Genomic DNA, 19,012 nt, shown 5'->3' on the forward strand with positions numbered 1-19,012 from the left:
GAAACCTCCTCAGAATTCGAGCAATGCGGCGCCCCAGGTGAAGCCGCCGCCAACCCCTTCGAGCAACACTTTTTGCCCACGCTGTATACGTCCGTCGCGCACAGCCTGATCCAGTGCGAGCGGTACTGATGCCGCTGACGTATTTCCGTGCATATCGACTGTGACAACAACCTTCTCGACAGGCAAGCCCAATTTCTTGCCAGTCGAATCGATGATACGCATGTTTGCCTGATGAGGCACAAGCCAATCGATATCCGACGTCGCGATGCCGGCTTGCGCACAGCATTCCTCGGCCATTTCCGACAAAACACGGACCGCAAACTTGAACACCGCCTGGCCATCCATGCGCAGGAATGGATCGCCTACGACCTGGCCATTACGCAAGGAGCCGGGAACCGAAAGGATTCCATTCTGGGAACCATCGGCGTGTGCCACGGTTGCCAGAATTCCGGGCTTTTCGGACGCTTCCAGTACTACGGCACCGGCACCGTCACCGAAAAGGACGCAGGTCGCCCGATCGTTCCAGTCAAGAATCCGCGAAAAAACTTCCGCCCCGACAACCAGAGCCTTTTTATGGCTGCCAGAACGAATGAATTTATCGGCAATCGTCAGCGCATAAACAAAGCCGCTGCAGACAGCCTGGATGTCAAACGCCATGGCGCCTTTATTGCCAAGCTTCGATTGCAGCAGACAGGCCGTGCTCGGAAAAATGAAGTCGGGCGTTGTCGTCGCGACGATGATCAGGTCGATCTCCGAGACGTCTGTTCCCGCAGAGGCCAGGGCGTTCCGGCATGCTTCCAGAGCCAAGTCGCTCGTTGTGCATTCAGGCGGAGCGATGTGACGCGAGCGAATTCCGGTGCGTGTTGCCACCCATTCATCGCTGGTATCAACTCCGCGCTGAATCAAATCCGAGTTACTGACCGGATTTCCGGGCAAGAAACTACCGACCCCTGCAATACGGGAAAACGTCATCTAGTTGACCTCCTGAATCGTATGCTGCTGCGCGACACGTTCGGAAATGCGTTGGAGAACACCGCTGCGCACTGTGTCTGCGGCGCGTTCCAGCGCATTGCAAAAAGAAAATGAGTCGGCGGAACCGTGGCTCTTGAGAACAATGCCCTTGAGACCAATCAGCGACGCGCCGTTATACCTGCGGTGGTCAACCCGGCGTTTGAAATGCTTCAGCACGGGAAGCGCCACAACCGCAGCCATTTTTGTAAACAGATTTCGCCCGAATTCCTGGCGAAGGAATGTCGCAAGCATTTGCGCCAATCCTTCCGATGTCTTAAGCGCGACGTTGCCGACAAAGCCATCACAGACTACGACATCGGCCTCGCCCTTGTACAAGCCGTCGCCTTCAACGTTGCCGATGAAATTGAGCCCGGACTCCTTGAGCAGTTCTGCCGCGCGTTTGACGACATCATTTCCCTTAATGTCCTCTTCGCCAATATTGAGGATTCCGACCGTCGGGCGATCTTTGTGCTCCAGCGCCCCGACGAGCGACGCACCCATGATGCCGAATTGCAACAAGTGCTCGGGCGAACAGTCGACGTTTGCCCCCAGATCGAGCACATGGACATGCCCCGACACTGTCGGCAAGATGGCACAAATCGCCGGCCGATCTATCCCCGGCAAAGTTTTGAGCACGAAACGCGAAATCGCCATCAATGCGCCGGTATTGCCCGCCGAAACACAAGCGTCCGCCTCGCCACTCTTGACGAGGTCCAGCGCAACGCGCATTGACGAATCCTTCTTGTTACGAATTGCCAGCGCTGGCGACTCGTCCATGCCAACGACTTCGCTGGCATGATGAAGGCGTAGCCGCGAAGGCAATTCCCCCGGAATCAGCGGGCGAATTTTTTCCTCGAGACCAACGAGAATGGCGCACACGTCCTCATGCTTGCGCAAGAGTTCGAGGGCGGCTGGCACGGTAACGATGGGACCGTGGTCCCCCCCCATGCAATCGATAGCGACAGTAACCGTCATCCGAAAAAAGGCAAAAGAAAAGGCAGGCACTCCCGAATCCGGGAATCGTCCCGCCTGATTCTTAAAGCTTACTCGCCTGAACCCTTGGCAACTTTCTTGCCGCGGTAGTAACCCGACGGGCTCACGTGGTGACGGAGATGCGCTTCGCCGGTCGTCGGTTCAACAGCCAGCGGCGGATTGGTCAGGAAATCGTGAGCACGATGCATCCCCCGCTTGGAAGGGGATTTTTTATTCTGTTGAACAGCCATAATTTACTCCAATAGTCCAATTAAGATGCTTTGCCTTTGAACCCTTTAAGCACGGCGAACGGTGAACTACTTCCGTCGTCGCGCCCGGTCTCGGGCAACGCACAGCTTTCATGGCGGGGCGCCGACGGAAGATCAAGAATAATCTCGTCTTCAATCAACGCCACGACATCCACTTCGCTTTGCACCGGAAGAAAATCTTTGGAATCATCCTCGATATCTTCCTGCGTCAGCTCGCTTTCGTCGGCAACAAACTCCAGCAAACTGTTGATCCCGAGCGGGTATTCAACCCCCTCAAGACAGCGCTGGCAGCACACCGACAAAACTCCGCTGATCTGCAAGAGCAGCTGAGGTCGGTTCCTCTCGAGATTCATACTGCCCTCGATACGGAATTTAAGAACGCCCGCCGAATCGGCCAGCATATCCAAAATCCGCGTCAGTTGAGCCACCGGCAACTCGCCTTCCAGCGACTTTGCCTCTCTCGCGAAAACCCGACTGTCGATAACGATCTGCTGCGACATAAGGCGCGCATGATATTATTTTTGCCCTCCGAAGTCAAAGCCGGAGCCGCAACTATATGGATTTTTTCTGTTTTTTAAACCTGCAGCGAACGTGCTGGTATTTTCGCCGATCATGTCATGAGTAGCCAACAAATCGTACTTGCCTCGACTTCCCCGTTTCGCCGCGAGCTTCTTCAGCGGCTAAAAATTTCTTTTACCACCGCCAATCCCGAGACTGACGAAGCGGTTCTGGATGGCGAAACCCCGCCGCAAACCGCGCTCCGTCTTTCGGAAGCGAAGGCACGCGCTGTCGCCGCCAATTACAAAGATGCCCTCATTATCGGCAGCGACCAGGTTGCCTTTCTTGGAGACCAAATCTTTGGAAAGCCCGGCAATCATGAAAATGCGGTACGCCAGTTACAAGCCATGCGCGGGCAAACGGTAAATTTCTTTACCGGACTGTGCTTGCTGAACACCCAAACAGGTAAGGCGCACGTGTGCGGCGTACCCACTTTGGTTACATTGCGGGACCTTTCGGACGAGGAAATTGAAAACTACCTCAAACTGGAGCAGCCGTACCATTGTGCCGGCAGTGCCAAGTCGGAAGGATTGGGTATTGCCCTGATCGCCCGCATGCAAGGGGAGGATCCCAATGCGTTGATCGGACTTCCGCTGATTGCGCTGTGTGAAATGTTCAGACAGGAAGGTATTCGCATCCTATGAGCGCCGGCACCCTGTTCCTGATCCCCGTTCCGCTCGGGCCATCGGGCGTATCGAGCGTATTGCCGCCGGATGTTTGCCAACAGGCGGCAACGCTTCGGCACTTTGTTGCCGAAAATGCAAAATCCGCCCGCGCCTTTCTCAAGGCGCTTCCGCATTCGCTCACGCTTCAGGAAATCGCAATTGCCGAACTGAACGAGCATACACCCTCATCCGAATTGCTCGGAATGCTCGAACCGCTGATCAGCGGGAGCGATGTAGGCTTGATTTCGGAAGCGGGTTGCCCGGCTGTTGCCGACCCCGGAGCGCAACTCGTCGCCCTTGCGCACGAAAAAGGAATCCAGGTCAGACCGTTGGTTGGACCGTCTTCAATCCTTTTGGCGCTGATGGCATCTGGCCTCTCGGGACAGAACTTTGCCTTCCACGGTTATCTGCCGGCCAAGGAAGATCAACTCCCGCGCAAGATCTCCGCCCTGGAAAAAGACTCACGAGCTGAAAAGCGTACGCAGATTTTCATCGAAACACCGTATCGCAACCGCCGGATGTTTGATTCCTTATTGACATACTGCTCGCCACACACACGCCTTTGCATTGCAACCGATTTGACGCTTGCCGAAGAGTCGGTCAGGACACACGCGATTTCGGCATGGAAAAAAATCGGGGCACCGACTTTTGATCGGCGCCCCTCCATATTTCTATTGCAGGCTACTTAGCGCAAGGTGGGAAAGGCGCCTAGAATCCGGCTTCCCAAGGTTTGCCCGGCTTCGGCGCCCAACTTCTTGGCAAAACGTTCGGCAATATTCTCCTTGACCGAATAATCCAGAACAGTTTCGGCCTTGACGACATCGCGCGCAACGGAGTCGACCGTACCCAAACCGTCTGCGAGCCCCATTTCAATGCTCTGGCTTCCCGCCCACATCAACCCCGAAAACATATCGGGCGTTTCTTTCAATCGAGCCCCACGCCCTTGGCGTACCACCTCGATAAATTGCTTGTGAACTTCCGCCAATAAAATCTGAGCGTGCTGTTTCTGCTTCTCATCTTGCGGAGAAAATGGATCCATAAAGCCCTTATTTGTCCCCGCCGTCAGCAAACGACGTTCGACGCCAAGTTTGTCCATGGTACCGGTAAAACCGAATCCAGACATCAGCACTCCGATCGAGCCGACAATACTGGCCTTATCGACATAGATCTGATCGGCAGCCGACGCAATGTAGTAACCACCGGATGCGCAGATATCCTCGACAACGGCATAAAGCGGAATCTGCGGATGTTTCGCTCTCAGCCGACGGATTTCGTCATAAACGATTCCGGACTGAACAGGACTCCCTCCAGGGCTGTTGATCCTCAATACAACGCCAGCAGTCCCCTTGTCCTCAAAAGCCGATTGCAGTGCGCCGTTAATCTTGTCCGCGCTGGTGTCGCCAGATGCCTCGATCGTCCCGTGCAAGTTAATGAGCGCGGTGTGTTTGCCATCAGCGAGTTTTTCCGACCCTCCCCAATCAACGACAAGCACAAGCACTGCAAGCAGATATGCCAACGCCGCGAGCTTGAAGAAAACACCCCAACGTCGTTTTGCGCGTTGCTCTTTTAGCGATTCGAATGCAATTCGCTCAAGTAATTTGCGATCCCAGAGCGGATCGTTGTCGTTTGGAGATTCCACGTTGCCTAAATTATCAGAGAATAAATTCACCCGACGAAGTATAACGCGCCACGCGGCGCACTATTGCACTTGACGAAAATATCAGGCCCGATCCATCAACAACGCTGACAAATCCGCAACGCTATCGACCTGCCATAAAGGATTCAAGGCAGCGAGTTGAGTTGAGGAATGCGCCCCATATGTCACCGCCATTCCATTGACACCGGCATTGATCGCCATCTGCATGTCGTGCGTCGTATCGCCGATCATCAGTACATTTTCGGGGTCGATCGCGAATTCATCCATCAACTCAAGCAGCATTTGTGGATGCGGTTTCGAAAAGCACTCGTCGGCACAGCGCGATGCGGAAAAAAACGAACCGATGCCACTGTATTCGAGGACGCGATTCAATCCACGCCGACTCTTGCCCGTCGCTACGGCGAGCAAATATCCTCTGGCGTGGAGTTCTTCGATCATGTCATGGATGCCGTCGAACAGTTTCAGATCCAAGTCGCTGGCCAGATAATGAAAGCGGTAGCGATCAGCCAGTTCCGGGTAACGGGCCTCATCAAGTTCCGGCGCCACATGACGAAGAGCGTCAACCAAGCCAAGTCCGATCACCTGCCGTGCGCACAAATCCGTCGGCATGCACTGATCAAGATCAAGACACGCCCGCTGAAGCGACGTGACAATTGCGGCAACCGAATCATGCAAGGTGCCGTCCCAATCGAAAACCAGCAATTCAAATCGCTTGCCCATAATCCTGCTTTTCTTGACTCGACAGTTTTGTCACAAAGGCGTGCAACGCTTCCGGCAATGGAGCTTCCAGCGCCAATGTTCCGTCGGACAGAGGATGCCGGCATTTCATTTTCCATGCGTGCAAGAACATTCGCTTCAATCCGTTCTTTGCCAATGTCTTGTTCAGCGCGAAATCACCATATTTTTCATCTCCGGCAATCGGATAGCCGAGTTCGGCACAGTGAACACGGATCTGGTGGGTTCTGCCGGTACGGAGCTCAGCCTCAAGTAAGCTGAAATGCTCCCAGCGCGCCACCAGGCGAAACACTGTGTGCGATGCTTTTCCCTCTTCGGCCACCCGAACGCGTCGCTCGCCCGACGCCAACAAATACTTTAACAGCGGAAATTTCGCATGCCGCAAAGGGTCCATCCAGCGTCCGCAAACGAGAACCAGGTAGCGCTTGTCGGCGCCCCGACCCTGTCCGTCAGAACCGCCTTCGCGGAACATGTCGTGCAGCGAGGTCAAGGCCGAACGTTTTTTTGCCACAAGTAGGAGGCCCGATGTTTCCCGATCCAGACGATGCGCCAACTCGAGAAACTTGGCTTGCGGACGTTGGCGCCGCAGTGCCTCGATCACACCGAAGCTGACACCGCTACCACCATGCACGGCGATTCCGGCCGGTTTGTCGATGACAACCAGGGCATCGTCCTCATAAACGATCGGCAAGTCGGCCTTGAGTTCGGCACCGGCAACGACTTCCTCTCGTTTTTCGGCAATCCGGATCGGCGGGATGCGCACGATATCGCCCGTCTGAATACGATAGGACACTTCGGCCCGTTTGCCGTTGATGCGAACTTCGCCGCTTCGCACGATGCGATACACGTGGCTTTTTGGAACGCCTTTGCAGATTCTTAGCAGGTAATTATCCAGTCGCTGCCCGTGTTCTTCATCTGCAACAATGGCCTGAGTTACTGTTTTTTTGCCAAGCACGGCCATTTTGAATATACTTCGTAACGATTTACGTCTCGTGTTGAAAGAGGCGCTGACCCATGAGACCGCTGAGCGACGCCGATTCGTAGTAGCTGCGACGCACTTTCCGGCAGGCTTCAGACGCCTCGCTTGCAAAAACCTGTGCAAGATCAAGACAACGCAAATCGCCTGGTTAAGTACGCTCACCAAAAGTAGCGATACTACTTGATTTGCGCGCGCCTGACACGTTCGGAACGCCCCAAGCAGATTCCTGCCCCACCGAAATTTCGGGTGGGGATGAAAGATTGATTCAGCGATTTATTTCATTAGTTGTCACACTAGGAAGCCCATGAAGCATCCCTCATTCAACTAATCGTCGCTGCCTGCACAAGGCGCTCCCTTCGTTCGCTCACAGCGCGCGGGAGCCCAGTTATGAAACGCATGTTGTTTAATGCGACACAAGCCGAAGAACTCCGTGTCGCCATTGTTGATGGTCAGAAACTGATTGACCTTGACATTGAATCGGCTGCCAAGGAACAGAAGAAAAGCAATATTTACAAGGCTGTAATTACCCGCATTGAGCCCAGTCTCGAAGCGGCATTCGTCGACTATGGCGCAGAGCGCCATGGTTTTCTGCCTTTCAAGGAAATTTCCCGCTCGTATTTCCAACCGGGTGTCGAGGCTGGTCGCGCGACGATCAAGGAAGCCCTGCGCGAAGGACAGGAACTGATCGTCCAGGTCGACAAGGACGAACGCGGCAACAAGGGTGCCGCCATGACCACGTTCATCAGTCTGGCGGGGCGCTATCTCGTATTGATGCCCAACAATCCTCGTGGCGGTGGTGTTTCGCGCCGCGTCGAGGGCGACGAGCGCGCCGAATTGCGTGACGTCATGGATCAACTCGAAGTACCTTCCGGCATGAGCCTGATCGCCCGCACCGCGGCAATCGGCCGGAGTCCCGAGGAGTTGCAATGGGACCTCAACTACCTGATGCAACTCTGGAAGGCGATCGAAGGCGCAGCCAATCAGCAAAAAGGCGCTTTCCTCATCTATCAGGAAGGCAGCCTGGTCATTCGTGCAATTCGCGATTACTTCCAGCCCGATATCGGTGAAATCCTGATCGACACCGACGATGTTTATGAACAGGCTCGTCAGTTCATGAGCCACGTCATCCCGGCAACGGTCAACCGAATCAAACGGTATCGCGACGACGTTCCCCTCTTCTCTCGCTTCCAGATCGAACACCAGATCGAGTCGGCCTATTCGCGCCAAGTGACGCTTCCGTCTGGCGGCGCCATCGTCATCGACCATACCGAGGCGCTGGTGTCGGTCGACGTCAACTCGGGACGTTCGACGCGGGGTGCGGATATCGAAGAAACCGCGTTCAAGACCAACTTGGAAGCCGCAGAGGAAGTTGCCCGGCAGTTGCGCTTGCGCGACTTGGGTGGCCTCATCATCATCGACTTCATCGACATGGAAAGCTCGCGCAACCAGCGCGAAGTCGAGAACCGTCTGCGCGAATCGCTCCGCTTCGACCGCGCTCGCGTTCAAACTGGCAAGATCAGCCGCTTCGGCCTGATGGAGCTGTCGCGACAACGCTTGCGTCCGGCCTTGGCCGAAACCAGCTACATCCCTTGCCCGCGCTGTTCGGGTACCGGGCATATCCGTAGCGCCGAATCGGCGGCGTTGCACATCCTGCGAATCCTCGAAGAAGAGGCGATGAAGGACAACACGGCGGCCGTTCACACCCAGGTCCCGGTGGATGTCGCCACTTTCTTGTTGAACGAGAAGCGCCAGGACATCCAGGCGATTGAGCTGCGTCACAAGGTCAGCATCCTGCTGATCCCGAATATTCACCTGGAAACGCCACAACACTTGATCACGCGCTTGCGCCACGACGAGCTCAATCAGGAAGATCTCTCGCAACCGTCCTACAAGATGGTCGAAGCCCCTGCGGACGATGCCGACAAGAATTCGACGGTCAGCAAAAACGAAGCGCGTGCGCCACGCCAGGAAGCCGCGATCAAAGGCATCACCCCCGACCAGCCGGCACCGATCGTTCCGGAAAAGAGTAAGGAACGCGATGCGGAAAGTACGGGCGGTTTCTTCTCGAAGATTCTCTCGTGGTTCCGCAGCACGCCGACGCCGACGGAACCTGCAAAGCCCGAGCGGAAACCGCGCAGCGGTCCGCGCGAGGGCCGCGATAGTCGTCGCAATGGCCGCGGACATCGTCGTGAGGAAGAACGTGACAACCGTGGAAATCGCGAGCAGCGCGAGGGACGTCCGGCCGCTCCGGTAGCCCCGCGCGAAGAAGTTGCCGAAAAGCCGCAGCGGGAAAATCGCGAAGCACGCAAACCTCGCGAGCCTCGTGAACCGCGCCCCGAGCGTAAGGAACGTCAGGTCGCACAGGCGGTCGATACGGAAGCCACAGCACAGCAAGCCGCAAATAGTGCAGTTGCCGCGCCTGTCGAGAAAGCGCAGGACGAGTCGAACAATTCGCGCCGGCGTGGACGTCGCGGTGGACGTCGCGATCGCAAGGAGCAACCAACGGACGCGACGGCAGAAGTCGCCGTTCAGGCTGCTGCTGGCGAAGCACAACCTGTAGTTACAGCGGCGATCGAAACGACCGCGGTGCCTGCGGTGGAAACGCCGGCTCCTGTGCTGACGAAGGTTAGCGAAGTGGCGGAACCTGTCGAGGCACCCGAAGCCACGGAAGTCTCGCCGGAAGCGCCTGCAAGCGAGGCCGCGCCGGTCGTGCAAGAAACGATCGTCTTGGCGCCGGAAGAAGCCGTCATTTCTGCGGAAGGTTCCGAATTTGCCGAAGCGCTGAAAGCAGCCGAGCAGCCTGTCATCGTAACGACTACTGTTGCTGAAGCGCCCAAGCCTATCGAAGACATCCCCTCTGTCACGGTCGATCAGGCGCTTGAAAGCTCCGGGTTGGTCATGGTCGAAACGAAGAGCGACATGCTCCAATCCTGGCAGCCGGAGGCAACGAAGGAAGCAGCGCCGCGTCCGCGCCGTCGCCGTGCGGTCGTCCAAGCGATACCGGACGAGCCCTTGGTCATGGTTGAAACTCGGAATCCGAACTGATCCGACACTATCGCCTAACGGCGATCAGCAAAATGGGGCGCGGAAAGCGCCCCATTTTTTATTGGATGAGCATCCGGCTCTTTATCAATGCCAGCAATCCTTCGGTTGCTGCTTCGATCTGGTCAAGCACGATCTCGAACCCCTGTGGTCCGCCGTAATATGGATCGCTGATTTCCTGCGTCGAGGACGGCTGCGCGTAAGCCATGAACAGTTCGAGACAGTCAGCGAACTTTGCCGGACATTGGCGATTCAGCGCTGCCAACACGGGTTTATCGACTGCCAGAATGAGGTCAAAGCGCTCAAAATCCTGCGCCACAACCTTCCTCGCCCGGATTCCCGAAAGATCGTATCCTCGTTTCAGCGCCGCCCGTTGCGCGCGACTATCTGGCGCCTGCCCAACGTGATAGGCATCGGTCCCCGCGGAGTCGATGACGACGCGTTCCGACAAGCCTGATTCCACGACTGCCTTGCGAAAAACGGCCTCCGCCGTCGGCGAGCGACAAATGTTGCCCAAGCAGACAAAAAGTACCGCCAATTTCTTCATCGGCGTTTTCGATCAAGGACGGCGCGCATGCGCCGGCCGGAAAGCCTTGCATTGCGCCGGGTCACTTTCAATGTAAGCGCCTTCGATCAGGTCGATGCAATACGGAATCGCCGGAAATACCGCATCGAGACAATCATCGATGGCGGATGGCTTGCCTGGCAGATTGACGATCAGACTGTGCCCCCGTATACCGGCCGTCTGACGCGACAGAATTGCCGTCGGCACGAACTTCAACGACGCCGTGCGCATCAATTCGCCAAATCCCGGCATCATCTTCTCGCAGATGGCTTCGGTCGCTTCCGGTGTAACGTCGCGTAAGGCCGGGCCAGTACCGCCGGTCGTGACGATCAGGCTGCACTGCTCCTGATCGCTCAATTCCACGAGCGTCTTTTCTATCAGCGCCTGCTCATCGGGAATCACCCGGGCCACGGCCTCCCATGGTGTCGTCAGGACACGCGAGAACCAAGCGTGAATTGCTGGCCCTCCTTTGTCCTCGTACTCTCCGCGACTGGCCCGATCCGAGACAGTCACAATGCCGATTCGAACTGCCTTCATGCTTCATGCTCCTTGATAACTTCGGTCTGCTTATGGATGCGGAACAACCCAGGCGTCGCCGGTCGGGGTAATTTCCTTTTTCCAGATCGGCACCCGTTCCTTGAGCGTGTCGATCATCCAGCGACAGGCGTCGAATGCTTCCGCACGATGTTCTGCGCCGGCCGCGATAAAAACGATATTGTCGCCACCGTGCACTGTTCCCACCCGATGCACCAGGCGGGCGTCGATCAGCCCGAACCGCTTGATCGCTTCATCGCGAAGCGCGTTCATTTCGGCCAGTGCCATGCTGTCGTAGGCGTCAAAACTAATCGCTGAGACTTCCCGCCCCTCGGAAAAATCCCGAGCGCAACCAAGGAATGTGGCGATACCGCCCATGCGCACCGATACCAACTTTAACGCCGCAATCTCATCATCCTGAGAGAAATCTTCCTCCTGGATTCGCACAGGTGCTTTCATCTATCCTCCCGAAAATTTGGCCATGAACGCAATTTCACTCCCGTCGACGATTTGGATGTCGTCGTCGCGCGCCTGAACGCCATTCACGGCAACGAAGGAAACCCATCTAACAGCCTCTGGATAGTCCTGGGCAAATTGTTGGCGCAGAATGCCGAGTCGCAGCCCTGACGAAAACTCGATCTCGATGCGGCGCTGACCGACGCTGTCAGCTACCGGGCCAAAGAACAACAGCGTGATCACGATCTCTCTCCCCGGCTCCACAGTCCGCTCTTGCCACCGCGCTTTTCCTCAAGCTGGACCGATTCGATGCGCATGCCGCGATCCATGGCCTTGCACATATCGTAAATCGTCAGCAGGGCCACGTTGGCGCCGCACAATGCTTCCATCTCAACGCCGGTCTGCCCGACACAACGCGCAACGACGACGGCCTTGATGCCGACACAGCCCTCGGCATCAGGTTCGACAATCTCGCTGAAAGAAACATCAACCCCCGACAGTGCGATCGAATGGCACATCGGAATGATGTCCGGCGTCCGTTTCGCCGCCATCACGGCCCCGACGTCAGCAACCGCAAGTACGTTGCCTTTGGCGACCCCTCCCGATCGAATCCGCTCCAGCGTTGCCGGCTGCATCCGCAGTATGCCGCTGGCGGTCGCGCTCCGTTCGGTGACGGCTTTGGCGGACACGTCCACCATGCGCGCGCGTCCTGATTCTGAGAAATGGGTCAGTTCATCCATTAGTGTTCCGTATCCGTAGTGTTCAAGGTGGCGCACACACAGCAGGAAGGATCCCGGCTGACGGTGTTGCGCGAGAAATCCATATCGATTGCATCGACGAGTAAGAGCGCGCCGGACAGACCGCGTTCCATACCCACCAGAAGTTTAAGCGCCTCGGCGGCTTGAATCGTCCCAACCAAACCAACGAGCGGTGCAAGAACGCCGGTTGTCGCACAGCGCAATTCCGGCACTTCCGCGCCCTCCGGAAACAAGCAGTTGTAACAAGGCACGTCGGTTCGGCGGAAATCGAACACCGAAACCTGGCCGTGCATGAGGATTGCGGCGCCAGAAACCAGCGGCTTGCCCAGCTTTCGACAAACCCGGTTCACGGCATATCGCGTCGCGAAATTGTCGCTGCAATCGAGGACGACATCCGCCTCTGCCACCAGCCTGCCAAGCTCGGTCTCATCGACGCGCTTAGCCACGGGCGTGCAAACAACCTCGGGATTGATCTCTTTCAGCGTATGCTCGGCCGAAGCGACCTTAGGCAAGCCGATGGCTGAAGTCCGATGAACAATCTGGCGCTGAAGATTACTGAGATCGACCTGATCATGGTCGCACAAGGTCAGCCGGCCCACGCCGCTCGCCGCCAGATACATGCTGACCGGCGAACCCAAGCCACCCACGCCGATAATCAACGCGTGGCTCTGCAACAGCCGCGTCTGGCCTTCGATTCCTACGGCGTCCAGCAGGATATGGCGACTGTAGCGCAGCAACTGTTCATCATTCATGGTCGTTTCCCCAAAATGCCAGAGCCAGGCGAAATGCAAAATGCACAAGCAAATCCTCAAACAGCACGATCGTGTCCCTCAACGCCGAACAGCATTTCTTTGACCCGGAAAAGCGCGTCGCGGGTCGCGGCGGCCTTTTCGAACTCGAGGTTTTGCGCAAATTTCTGCATTTCCTTTTCCAACTTTTTAATTTCCCGGGTAAGTTGTTTTTCGTCCATGGCCAGATACCCCGCCTGCGTTTGTTCTGCCTGCAGGTTCTTCTGCGCCGACTCGGCATCGTAGACACCGTCGATGATGTCCTTAATTCGCTTCGACACGCTGCGCGGACGGATACCATGTATTTCGTTGTGGTGCATCTGCTTTTCGCGTCGACGTTCGGTTTCCGCAATCGCCCGGCGCATCGAATCGGTAACATGATCGGCATACAGAATCGCCGTGCCGTGCAAATGACGCGCAGCGCGCCCAATGGTCTGGATCAAGGAGCGCTCGGACCGAAGGAAGCCTTCCTTGTCGGCATCGAGGATCGCCACCAACGACACCTCGGGAATATCGAGCCCCTCGCGTAGCAGGTTGATGCCGATTAGCACATCGAATTCTCCCAGCCGGAGATCGCGGATGATTTCGACACGCTCAACGGTATCGATGTCCGAATGCAGATAGCGCACCCGCACTCCGTTCTCGCCAAGGTACTCGGTCAGTTCTTCCGCCATCCGCTTGGTCAGCGTCGTCACCAGCACGCGCTCGTCAATCGCAGCACGCGTCCGAATTTCACCGAGCAGATCATCGACCTGAGAACTGGCCGGGCGCACCTGAATTTGCGGGTCGACGAGTCCGGTCGGCCGTACCACCTGCTCAACGACCTGTCCTTGATGCTCACTCTCATAGGCAGCCGGGGTCGCCGAAACGAAAACACACTGCCTGACGAGGTGTTCGAACTCATTGAACTTGAGCGGGCGGTTATCCAAGGCAGACGGCAGACGGAACCCATAATTCACCAGGTTCTCCTTGCGCGACCTGTCGCCCTTGTACATGGCGCCAATCTGCGGGATCGCCACATGCGACTCGTCGATAAACATCAGCGCGTCGGCCGCCAAATAGTCGATCAGCGTCGGCGGCGGTTCTCCGGCCTGTCTTCCGGACAAGTGCCGGGAATAGTTTTCGATCCCTTTGCAGAAACCAAGCTGGTCGAGCATTTCAATATCGAAGCGGGTACGCTGCTCAATGCGCTGCGCTTCGACAAGACGACCTTCCTTGGTAAAGAACGCCAACCGGTCGCGCAACTCGTCCTTGATCGCCTCAATGGCACGCAGCACCGTATTGCGAGGTGTGACGTAGTGCGACGAAGGGAACACGCTAAAACGCTTGAGCTTTTGCTGCAGATGTCCGGTCAACGGGTCGAACAATTGCAGCCCATCGATTTCATCGTCGAACAACGACACACGGACAGCATGTTCAGCATGTTCGGCCGGAAAAACGTCGATCACGTCGCCGCGCACGCGAAACGTGCCGCGATGGAAATCGGTTTCGTTGCGCTCGTACTGCATTTCGGCCAGACGCTTGATGATGTCGCGCTGCCCCATCTGGTCGCCGACGCGCATGGTCAAGATCATCTTGTGGTATTCGTCGCGATCACCGATACCGTAGATGCATGAAACCGTCGCAACGATGATGCAATCGCGCCGCTCGAGCAGGCTTTTCGTCGCTGACAGCCGCATTTGCTCGATGTGCTCGTTAATCGCCGAGTCCTTTTCAATGAAGAGATCTCGGGCCGGGACATAGGCTTCTGGCTGATAGTAGTCGTAGTAAGAAACGAAATACTCGACTGCATTTTCCGGAAAGAACTCCCGGAACTCAGCGTAGAGCTGGGCCGCCAGGGTCTTGTTCGGCGCCAGGACAAGGGCCGGCCGGCCGGTTCTAGCGATGACATTTGCCATCGTGTAGGTCTTGCCGGAGCCGGTAACGCCGAGCAAGGTCTGGAAAGCCAGACCGTCCTCCAAACCTTCGACGAGCGAACAAATCGCTTCGGGCTGGTCGCCGGCGGGCGGAAACGGTTGATGCAACAAGAATGGACTCCCGGGAAATGTCACGAATTCAGGGGAGTCTTGTATGGAACGTGAATCTGTCATGCTAGAATTTTAAGCGGAAACGGATGGACGCGTCCTCTGCTTTCCGGTGAAATTCGTGCTGTTGTTCGCACCGCCCTTCAACCCCGCAATGCAACACCCGTTGTGTCGCAGCGACATATTTGAGTGACTCGAAATGACAACATCAATATTTTCCGCCGTGGAGATGGCTCCACGCGACCCGATTCTCGGATTGAACGAAGCTTTTGGCGCCGATACTCGTACGACGAAAGTCAATCTTGGCGTCGGCGTTTATTTCGATGAATCCGGCAAGATCCCCTTGCTGGACGCTGTCAAACGGGCCGAAAAAACGCGAATCGAGTCGTTGCCGGCACGCGGCTACCAACCGATCGAAGGCGCTCCTGCCTACAATCAGGCAGTGCAAAAGCTGCTCTTCGGCAATGATTCGCCCCTGCTGGCCGAAGGCCGCGTCGTCACCGCACAAGCGCTGGGTGGCACCGGCGCCCTGAAAGTCGGCGCCGATTATCTCCGCCGTCTCCTCCCCGATGCCAAGGTCTATATCAGCGACCCGAGCTGGGAAAACCACCGTGCCCTGTTCGAAACGGCCGGGTTCACGGTCGAAACGTATCCCTACTACGATGCAGCGGCGCGCGGCGTCAACTTCGACGGCATGGCAGCCTGCCTGAAATCCTTGCCAGCCGGCTCGATCGTCGTGCTGCATGCTTGCTGTCATAACCCGACCGGTGCAGACCTAACCGAAGCCCAGTGGCGTGAAATCATCGAGATCACCAAAGCGCGCGGCCTGGTTGGCTTCCTGGACATGGCATATCAGGGCTTTGCCGACGGCATCGCCGAAGACGCGCTGGCACTGAATCTCTTTGCAGCCTCCGGACTTCAGTTCGTCGTTTCCAGCTCCTTCTCGAAATCCTTCTCGCTGTATGGCGAGCGCGTTGGCGCACTGTCGATCGTTACCGCGTCCAAGGACGAATCGGCGCGCGTCATGTCGCAGATCAAGCGGACCATCCGCACCAACTACTCGAACCCGCCGACGCACGGCGGCAGCGTCGTCGCGGCAGTGCTGTCCAGCCCGGAACTCCGCAACGTCTGGGAAACCGAACTTGCCGGCATGCGCGATCGCATTCGCACCATGCGTCAGAGCTTCGTGCAGAAGCTCCAGGCCAAAGGTGTCGCTCAGGACTTCTCGTTCATCATCAAGCAACGCGGCATGTTCTCTTACACCGGCCTCTCCGCCGATCAAGTCGCACGGATGCAGAATGAATTCGGCGTCTATGCGGTCAGCACGGGTCGCATCTGTGTTGCAGCGATGAACACCCGCAACATCGACTACGTTGTCGATGCCGTTGCTGCGGTGCTGTAACCAAGAGCAACCTCAGCTTCTCCAGGGCGCCGTCAGCGGCGCCCTTTTCGTTTCAGCACGACAATACACGTGAGTAATACGGGCGCGCCGAACATCACGATGATGTCATCACACCAACAGGGCAAACGCCGGATGGGTGTTGACGCTCCCTGCTCCGATGTCTATAATGCCGGCTTCGTTGTTCCTCGATAGCTCAGTCGGTAGAGCGCCGGACTGTTAATCCGTAGGTCCCTGGTTCGAGCCCAGGTCGAGGAGCCAGAAATGCCAAAAAGGGCTACGTTTGTAACGTAGCCCTTTTTTTCTAGCTCAATGCGCGACGTCCGAGATTCGGAAAATCGCCCTTTTCACGACACGACGACCATGAACCGAACCGATTTGCAGGCCATTCGCCAACTGCTTTTTTTCACGCAGGCCGAAGCCGCACGCTATGTAGCATCCAGCCCCGAACATCCGGAGGGCGTTACGCCGGACACCTGGCAAGCGTGGGAAACCGGCACGCAGCCGATCCCGCCGCATATCGTCGAACGCATTACGGATTTGAGTGAATGGCGTTACGGGGCCTTGGCGGCCACCGCCGACAACATCCGCATCCAGATTGGCGAACAAGCTGGCACGCCAGATTCCGTCTTCGTCATTTGGTACGACAACCTCGACGACTGGCTTTCCCTGCCTGGACGCGAACCGGTCATGTGGCGGCTGCAGCAATCGGTCTGCGCCGGCCTGAGAGAGATGTACAGCATCGTGAAACTCGTATGTTTCGATGCCGATGCCTATCGCCAATGGCGCGGCGACCGCGAAGATTCCGAATCACTCCGCGCCGAGTGGGCCTCAACCGTCGCCTAAGCAGACCATTGCAGCCCCCGCTGGGCGATTGAGCTTAACCAAACGCCCTGACGGCCTGATTCAACGGAAACAAAAAACCCGCAGATCTTGGATTTACCAAGCTGCGGGTTTTAATTTTTTACTTTAACAAATAAATCTATGTTTATGCTTTTTAATAATTATTCCCACTCGATAGTTGCTGGTGGTTTTCCGGAGATGTCATAAACAACGCGGTTGATGCCGCGCACTTCGTTGATGATGCGGTTGGAGACCTTGCCCAGCAGCGCATGCGGCAATTCTGCCCAGTGCGCGGTCATGAAGTCCTGGGTTTGGACCGCACGCAAGGCAACGACATATTCGTAGGTCCGCCCGTCGCCCATCACGCCAACCGATTTCACCGGCAGGAAAACGGCGAATGCCTGACTGGTCTTTCCGTACCAATCCGCAGCCCGAAGTTCGTCGATAAAAATTGCGTCGGCACGGCGCAGAAGATCGGCGAACTCCTTCTTGACCTCACCCAGAATTCTGACGCCGAGACCTGGGCCTGGGAACGGATGGCGGTAAACCATCTCATGCGGCAACCCCAGCGCAAGACCCAACTCGCGCACCTCATCCTTGAACAGTTCACGCAAGGGCTCAAGTAGCTTCAACTTGAGCGTTTCCGGCAGTCCACCGACGTTGTGGTGACTCTTGATCGTATGCGCCTTCTTGGTTTTTGACCCTGCCGACTCGATTACATCGGGATAAATGGTGCCTTGAGCCAGCCATTTTGCATTGGGCAGCTTTTTGGCTTCGGCCTGGAACACTTCGACAAATTCACGACCAATGATCTTGCGTTTCTGTTCGGGATCGGAAACACCCGCCAGATGCCCCATGAACTGAGCTGTCGCATCCACGTGGATCACCTTGACGCCCAAATTGCGCGCAAACGTCTGCATGACCTGCTCCGCCTCATTCAAACGGAGCAATCCATTGTCGACGAATACGCAGGTCAATTGATCGCCGATGGCGCGGTGCAGTAACGCCGCCACCACGGAGGAGTCCACCCCGCCGGAAAGGCCAAGGATCACTTCTTCGCTGCCAACCTGCGCGCGCACCTTGGCAATGGCTTCATCGACATAGTCCGGCATATTCCAGTCATGCCCACAAGCACAGATGTCATGAACAAAGCGCGCGAACATGTCCTTGCCCTTGAGGGTATGCGTCACCTCAGGGTGAAACTGGACTGCGTAAAATTTCCGGGTTTCGTCAGCCATGGCGGCGATCGGGCAGGACTCATTGCTGGCGATGACGCGGAAACCTTCGGGCAAGCCGGTCACTTTATCGCCATGACTCATCCAGACATCGAGCAAGCCGTGACCCTCTGCATTTTTCCGGTCTTCAATGCCCTGAAACAGTTTTGAATGACCGCGCGCCCGAATCTCGGCATAGCCGAACTCGCGCTTCCCGGAACTCTCGACCTTACCACCCAGTTGCTGAGCCATCGTCTGCATGCCATAGCAGATACCGAGCACCGGGACACCCAATTCAAAGACCACCTGCGGCGCACGCCATTCCTCGGCTTCATAAACCGAATTCGGTCCTCCGGAAAGAATGATCCCTTGCGGATTGAATTCGCGGATAAACGCTTCACCCACGTCGAACGGATGGAGCTCGCAATAGACCTGCTGCTCACGGATCCGCCTCGCGATAAGTTGCGTTACCTGAGAACCGAAATCGAGAATGAGGATTTTTTTGTGTGCCATTTCTCCGCCTTGAATGAGCGAGGGTCACGT

At 56.6% G+C, this 19,012-nt stretch carries 20 protein-coding genes and 1 tRNA gene; 6 read left to right on the forward strand and 15 right to left on the reverse strand.

Features of this window, described 5'->3' with window-relative positions; all coding sequences use genetic code 11:
- Positions 1-9: 9 nt before the first annotated feature.
- From BLR25_RS09200 to BLR25_RS09215, 4 genes are all read right to left on the reverse strand, one after another.
- Positions 10-972: a beta-ketoacyl-ACP synthase III gene (locus tag BLR25_RS09200; RefSeq protein WP_091936819.1), complete on the reverse strand. Its 963-nt coding sequence runs from the start codon at positions 970-972 to the stop codon at positions 10-12.
- Positions 973-1,986, reverse strand: coding sequence for a phosphate acyltransferase PlsX (gene plsX, locus BLR25_RS09205; RefSeq protein ID WP_091936821.1), 1,014 nt, complete (start codon positions 1,984-1,986; stop codon positions 973-975). It abuts the gene before it with no gap.
- A gap of 68 nt (positions 1,987-2,054) precedes the next feature.
- On the reverse strand, positions 2,055-2,234 hold the full coding sequence (rpmF, locus tag BLR25_RS09210) for a 50S ribosomal protein L32 (protein ID WP_091936823.1): 180 nt from the start codon (positions 2,232-2,234) through the stop codon (positions 2,055-2,057).
- A 20-nt stretch (positions 2,235-2,254) separates the two neighbouring features.
- Complete coding sequence (locus BLR25_RS09215) at positions 2,255-2,752, reverse strand: YceD family protein (RefSeq protein ID WP_091936825.1); 498 nt, start codon at positions 2,750-2,752, stop codon at positions 2,255-2,257.
- Between the two features lie 117 nt (positions 2,753-2,869).
- Here BLR25_RS09215 and BLR25_RS09220 point away from each other — a divergent pair, with 117 nt between their 5' ends.
- Both BLR25_RS09220 and BLR25_RS09225 read left to right on the forward strand, forming a co-directional pair.
- On the forward strand, positions 2,870-3,454 hold the full coding sequence (locus BLR25_RS09220; protein WP_091936827.1) for a Maf family protein: 585 nt from the start codon (positions 2,870-2,872) through the stop codon (positions 3,452-3,454).
- The gene (locus tag BLR25_RS09225; RefSeq protein WP_091936829.1) at positions 3,451-4,164 is read left to right on the forward strand and encodes an SAM-dependent methyltransferase; all 714 of its coding nucleotides are present in this window, start codon (positions 3,451-3,453) and stop codon (positions 4,162-4,164) included. Before BLR25_RS09220 ends, BLR25_RS09225 begins: the two co-directional genes overlap by 4 nt.
- On the opposite strand, the gene BLR25_RS09230 is transcribed toward BLR25_RS09225, so the two are convergent.
- The 3 genes from BLR25_RS09230 to BLR25_RS09240 all read right to left on the reverse strand — a co-directional run bounded on the left by BLR25_RS09230 (position 4,161) and on the right by BLR25_RS09240 (position 6,828).
- Positions 4,161-5,114, reverse strand: coding sequence for a S49 family peptidase (locus BLR25_RS09230; protein WP_091936831.1), 954 nt, complete (start codon positions 5,112-5,114; stop codon positions 4,161-4,163). The two genes, BLR25_RS09225 and BLR25_RS09230, sit on opposite strands and share 4 nt — an antisense overlap.
- Before the next feature lie 81 nt (positions 5,115-5,195).
- The gene (locus BLR25_RS09235) at positions 5,196-5,852 is read right to left on the reverse strand and encodes an HAD family hydrolase (RefSeq protein ID WP_091936834.1); all 657 of its coding nucleotides are present in this window, start codon (positions 5,850-5,852) and stop codon (positions 5,196-5,198) included.
- Positions 5,836-6,828 carry an RluA family pseudouridine synthase gene (locus BLR25_RS09240; RefSeq protein ID WP_091936836.1) on the reverse strand — a complete coding sequence of 331 codons (993 nt, stop codon included), beginning with the start codon at positions 6,826-6,828 and terminating at the stop codon, positions 5,836-5,838. The genes BLR25_RS09235 and BLR25_RS09240 overlap by 17 nt, the downstream gene beginning before the upstream one ends.
- Before the next feature lie 405 nt (positions 6,829-7,233).
- Here BLR25_RS09240 and BLR25_RS09245 point away from each other — a divergent pair, with 405 nt between their 5' ends.
- Complete coding sequence (locus BLR25_RS09245; RefSeq protein ID WP_091936838.1) at positions 7,234-9,891, forward strand: Rne/Rng family ribonuclease; 2,658 nt, start codon at positions 7,234-7,236, stop codon at positions 9,889-9,891.
- Between the two features lie 58 nt (positions 9,892-9,949).
- On the opposite strand, the gene BLR25_RS09250 is transcribed toward BLR25_RS09245, so the two are convergent.
- The 7 genes from BLR25_RS09250 to uvrB are packed head-to-tail and all read right to left on the reverse strand — an operon-like array spanning position 9,950 to position 15,079.
- Positions 9,950-10,435: a low molecular weight protein-tyrosine-phosphatase gene (locus BLR25_RS09250; protein WP_091936841.1), complete on the reverse strand. Its 486-nt coding sequence runs from the start codon at positions 10,433-10,435 to the stop codon at positions 9,950-9,952.
- Between the two features lie 12 nt (positions 10,436-10,447).
- On the reverse strand, positions 10,448-10,990 hold the full coding sequence (gene mog, locus BLR25_RS09255; protein ID WP_091936843.1) for a molybdopterin adenylyltransferase: 543 nt from the start codon (positions 10,988-10,990) through the stop codon (positions 10,448-10,450).
- Positions 10,991-11,020: 30 nt separating this feature from the next.
- Positions 11,021-11,446: a molybdenum cofactor biosynthesis protein MoaE gene (locus BLR25_RS09260; RefSeq protein ID WP_091936845.1), complete on the reverse strand. Its 426-nt coding sequence runs from the start codon at positions 11,444-11,446 to the stop codon at positions 11,021-11,023.
- Positions 11,447-11,686 carry a MoaD/ThiS family protein gene (locus BLR25_RS09265; RefSeq protein ID WP_176785820.1) on the reverse strand — a complete coding sequence of 80 codons (240 nt, stop codon included), beginning with the start codon at positions 11,684-11,686 and terminating at the stop codon, positions 11,447-11,449.
- Positions 11,683-12,183 (reverse strand): cyclic pyranopterin monophosphate synthase MoaC, encoded by a 501-nt coding sequence (gene moaC / locus BLR25_RS09270; RefSeq protein ID WP_091936849.1) that lies wholly within the window; start codon positions 12,181-12,183, stop codon positions 11,683-11,685. The genes BLR25_RS09265 and moaC overlap by 4 nt, the downstream gene beginning before the upstream one ends.
- A complete protein-coding gene (locus tag BLR25_RS09275) occupies positions 12,183-12,953 on the reverse strand; it encodes a HesA/MoeB/ThiF family protein (protein ID WP_091937002.1) in 771 nt (256 codons plus the stop codon). The genes moaC and BLR25_RS09275 overlap by 1 nt, the downstream gene beginning before the upstream one ends.
- Before the next feature lie 56 nt (positions 12,954-13,009).
- A complete protein-coding gene (uvrB, locus tag BLR25_RS09280) occupies positions 13,010-15,079 on the reverse strand; it encodes an excinuclease ABC subunit UvrB (RefSeq protein ID WP_091936851.1) in 2,070 nt (689 codons plus the stop codon).
- 133 nt (positions 15,080-15,212) lie between these two features.
- Here uvrB and BLR25_RS09285 point away from each other — a divergent pair, with 133 nt between their 5' ends.
- From BLR25_RS09285 to BLR25_RS09295, 3 genes are all read left to right on the forward strand, one after another.
- Positions 15,213-16,415 carry an amino acid aminotransferase gene (locus BLR25_RS09285; RefSeq protein WP_091936852.1) on the forward strand — a complete coding sequence of 401 codons (1,203 nt, stop codon included), beginning with the start codon at positions 15,213-15,215 and terminating at the stop codon, positions 16,413-16,415.
- 182 nt (positions 16,416-16,597) lie between these two features.
- Positions 16,598-16,673, forward strand: a tRNA-Asn gene (locus BLR25_RS09290).
- Positions 16,674-16,775: 102 nt separating this feature from the next.
- A complete protein-coding gene (locus tag BLR25_RS09295) occupies positions 16,776-17,258 on the forward strand; it encodes an Aca2/YdiL-like domain-containing protein (protein ID WP_281245576.1) in 483 nt (160 codons plus the stop codon).
- Positions 17,259-17,416: 158 nt separating this feature from the next.
- On the opposite strand, the gene guaA is transcribed toward BLR25_RS09295, so the two are convergent.
- On the reverse strand, positions 17,417-18,982 hold the full coding sequence (guaA, locus tag BLR25_RS09300) for a glutamine-hydrolyzing GMP synthase (protein ID WP_091936856.1): 1,566 nt from the start codon (positions 18,980-18,982) through the stop codon (positions 17,417-17,419).
- Positions 18,983-19,012: the final 30 nt, after the last annotated feature.

This window comes from Propionivibrio dicarboxylicus, from assembly GCF_900099695.1.
Lineage (GTDB): Bacteria > Pseudomonadota > Gammaproteobacteria > Burkholderiales > Rhodocyclaceae > Propionivibrio > Propionivibrio dicarboxylicus.

Excerpts from the sequence above, each read along its gene's own strand:
- BLR25_RS09240 (WP_091936836.1), bottom strand. The coding sequence starts at position 6,828 with ATGGCCGTGCTTGGCAAAAAAACAGTAACTCAGGCCATTGTTGCAGAT.
- BLR25_RS09215 (WP_091936825.1), bottom strand. The coding sequence starts at position 2,752 with ATGTCGCAGCAGATCGTTATCGACAGTCGGGTTTTCGCGAGAGAGGCA.
- rpmF (WP_091936823.1), bottom strand. The coding sequence starts at position 2,234 with ATGGCTGTTCAACAGAATAAAAAATCCCCTTCCAAGCGGGGGATGCAT.
- guaA (WP_091936856.1), bottom strand. The coding sequence starts at position 18,982 with ATGGCACACAAAAAAATCCTCATTCTCGATTTCGGTTCTCAGGTAACG.
- BLR25_RS09220 (WP_091936827.1), top strand. The coding sequence starts at position 2,870 with ATGAGTAGCCAACAAATCGTACTTGCCTCGACTTCCCCGTTTCGCCGC.
- BLR25_RS09250 (WP_091936841.1), bottom strand. The coding sequence starts at position 10,435 with ATGAAGAAATTGGCGGTACTTTTTGTCTGCTTGGGCAACATTTGTCGC.
- BLR25_RS09245 (WP_091936838.1), top strand. The coding sequence starts at position 7,234 with ATGAAACGCATGTTGTTTAATGCGACACAAGCCGAAGAACTCCGTGTC.
- BLR25_RS09275 (WP_091937002.1), bottom strand. The coding sequence starts at position 12,953 with ATGAATGATGAACAGTTGCTGCGCTACAGTCGCCATATCCTGCTGGAC.
- plsX (WP_091936821.1), bottom strand. The coding sequence starts at position 1,986 with ATGACGGTTACTGTCGCTATCGATTGCATGGGGGGGGACCACGGTCCC.
- BLR25_RS09225 (WP_091936829.1), top strand. The coding sequence starts at position 3,451 with ATGAGCGCCGGCACCCTGTTCCTGATCCCCGTTCCGCTCGGGCCATCG.
- BLR25_RS09260 (WP_091936845.1), bottom strand. The coding sequence starts at position 11,446 with ATGAAAGCACCTGTGCGAATCCAGGAGGAAGATTTCTCTCAGGATGAT.
- BLR25_RS09235 (WP_091936834.1), bottom strand. The coding sequence starts at position 5,852 with ATGGGCAAGCGATTTGAATTGCTGGTTTTCGATTGGGACGGCACCTTG.
- uvrB (WP_091936851.1), bottom strand. The coding sequence starts at position 15,079 with ATGACAGATTCACGTTCCATACAAGACTCCCCTGAATTCGTGACATTT.
- moaC (WP_091936849.1), bottom strand. The coding sequence starts at position 12,183 with ATGGATGAACTGACCCATTTCTCAGAATCAGGACGCGCGCGCATGGTG.
- BLR25_RS09295 (WP_281245576.1), top strand. The coding sequence starts at position 16,776 with ATGAACCGAACCGATTTGCAGGCCATTCGCCAACTGCTTTTTTTCACG.
- mog (WP_091936843.1), bottom strand. The coding sequence starts at position 10,990 with ATGAAGGCAGTTCGAATCGGCATTGTGACTGTCTCGGATCGGGCCAGT.
- BLR25_RS09200 (WP_091936819.1), bottom strand. The coding sequence starts at position 972 with ATGACGTTTTCCCGTATTGCAGGGGTCGGTAGTTTCTTGCCCGGAAAT.
- BLR25_RS09285 (WP_091936852.1), top strand. The coding sequence starts at position 15,213 with ATGACAACATCAATATTTTCCGCCGTGGAGATGGCTCCACGCGACCCG.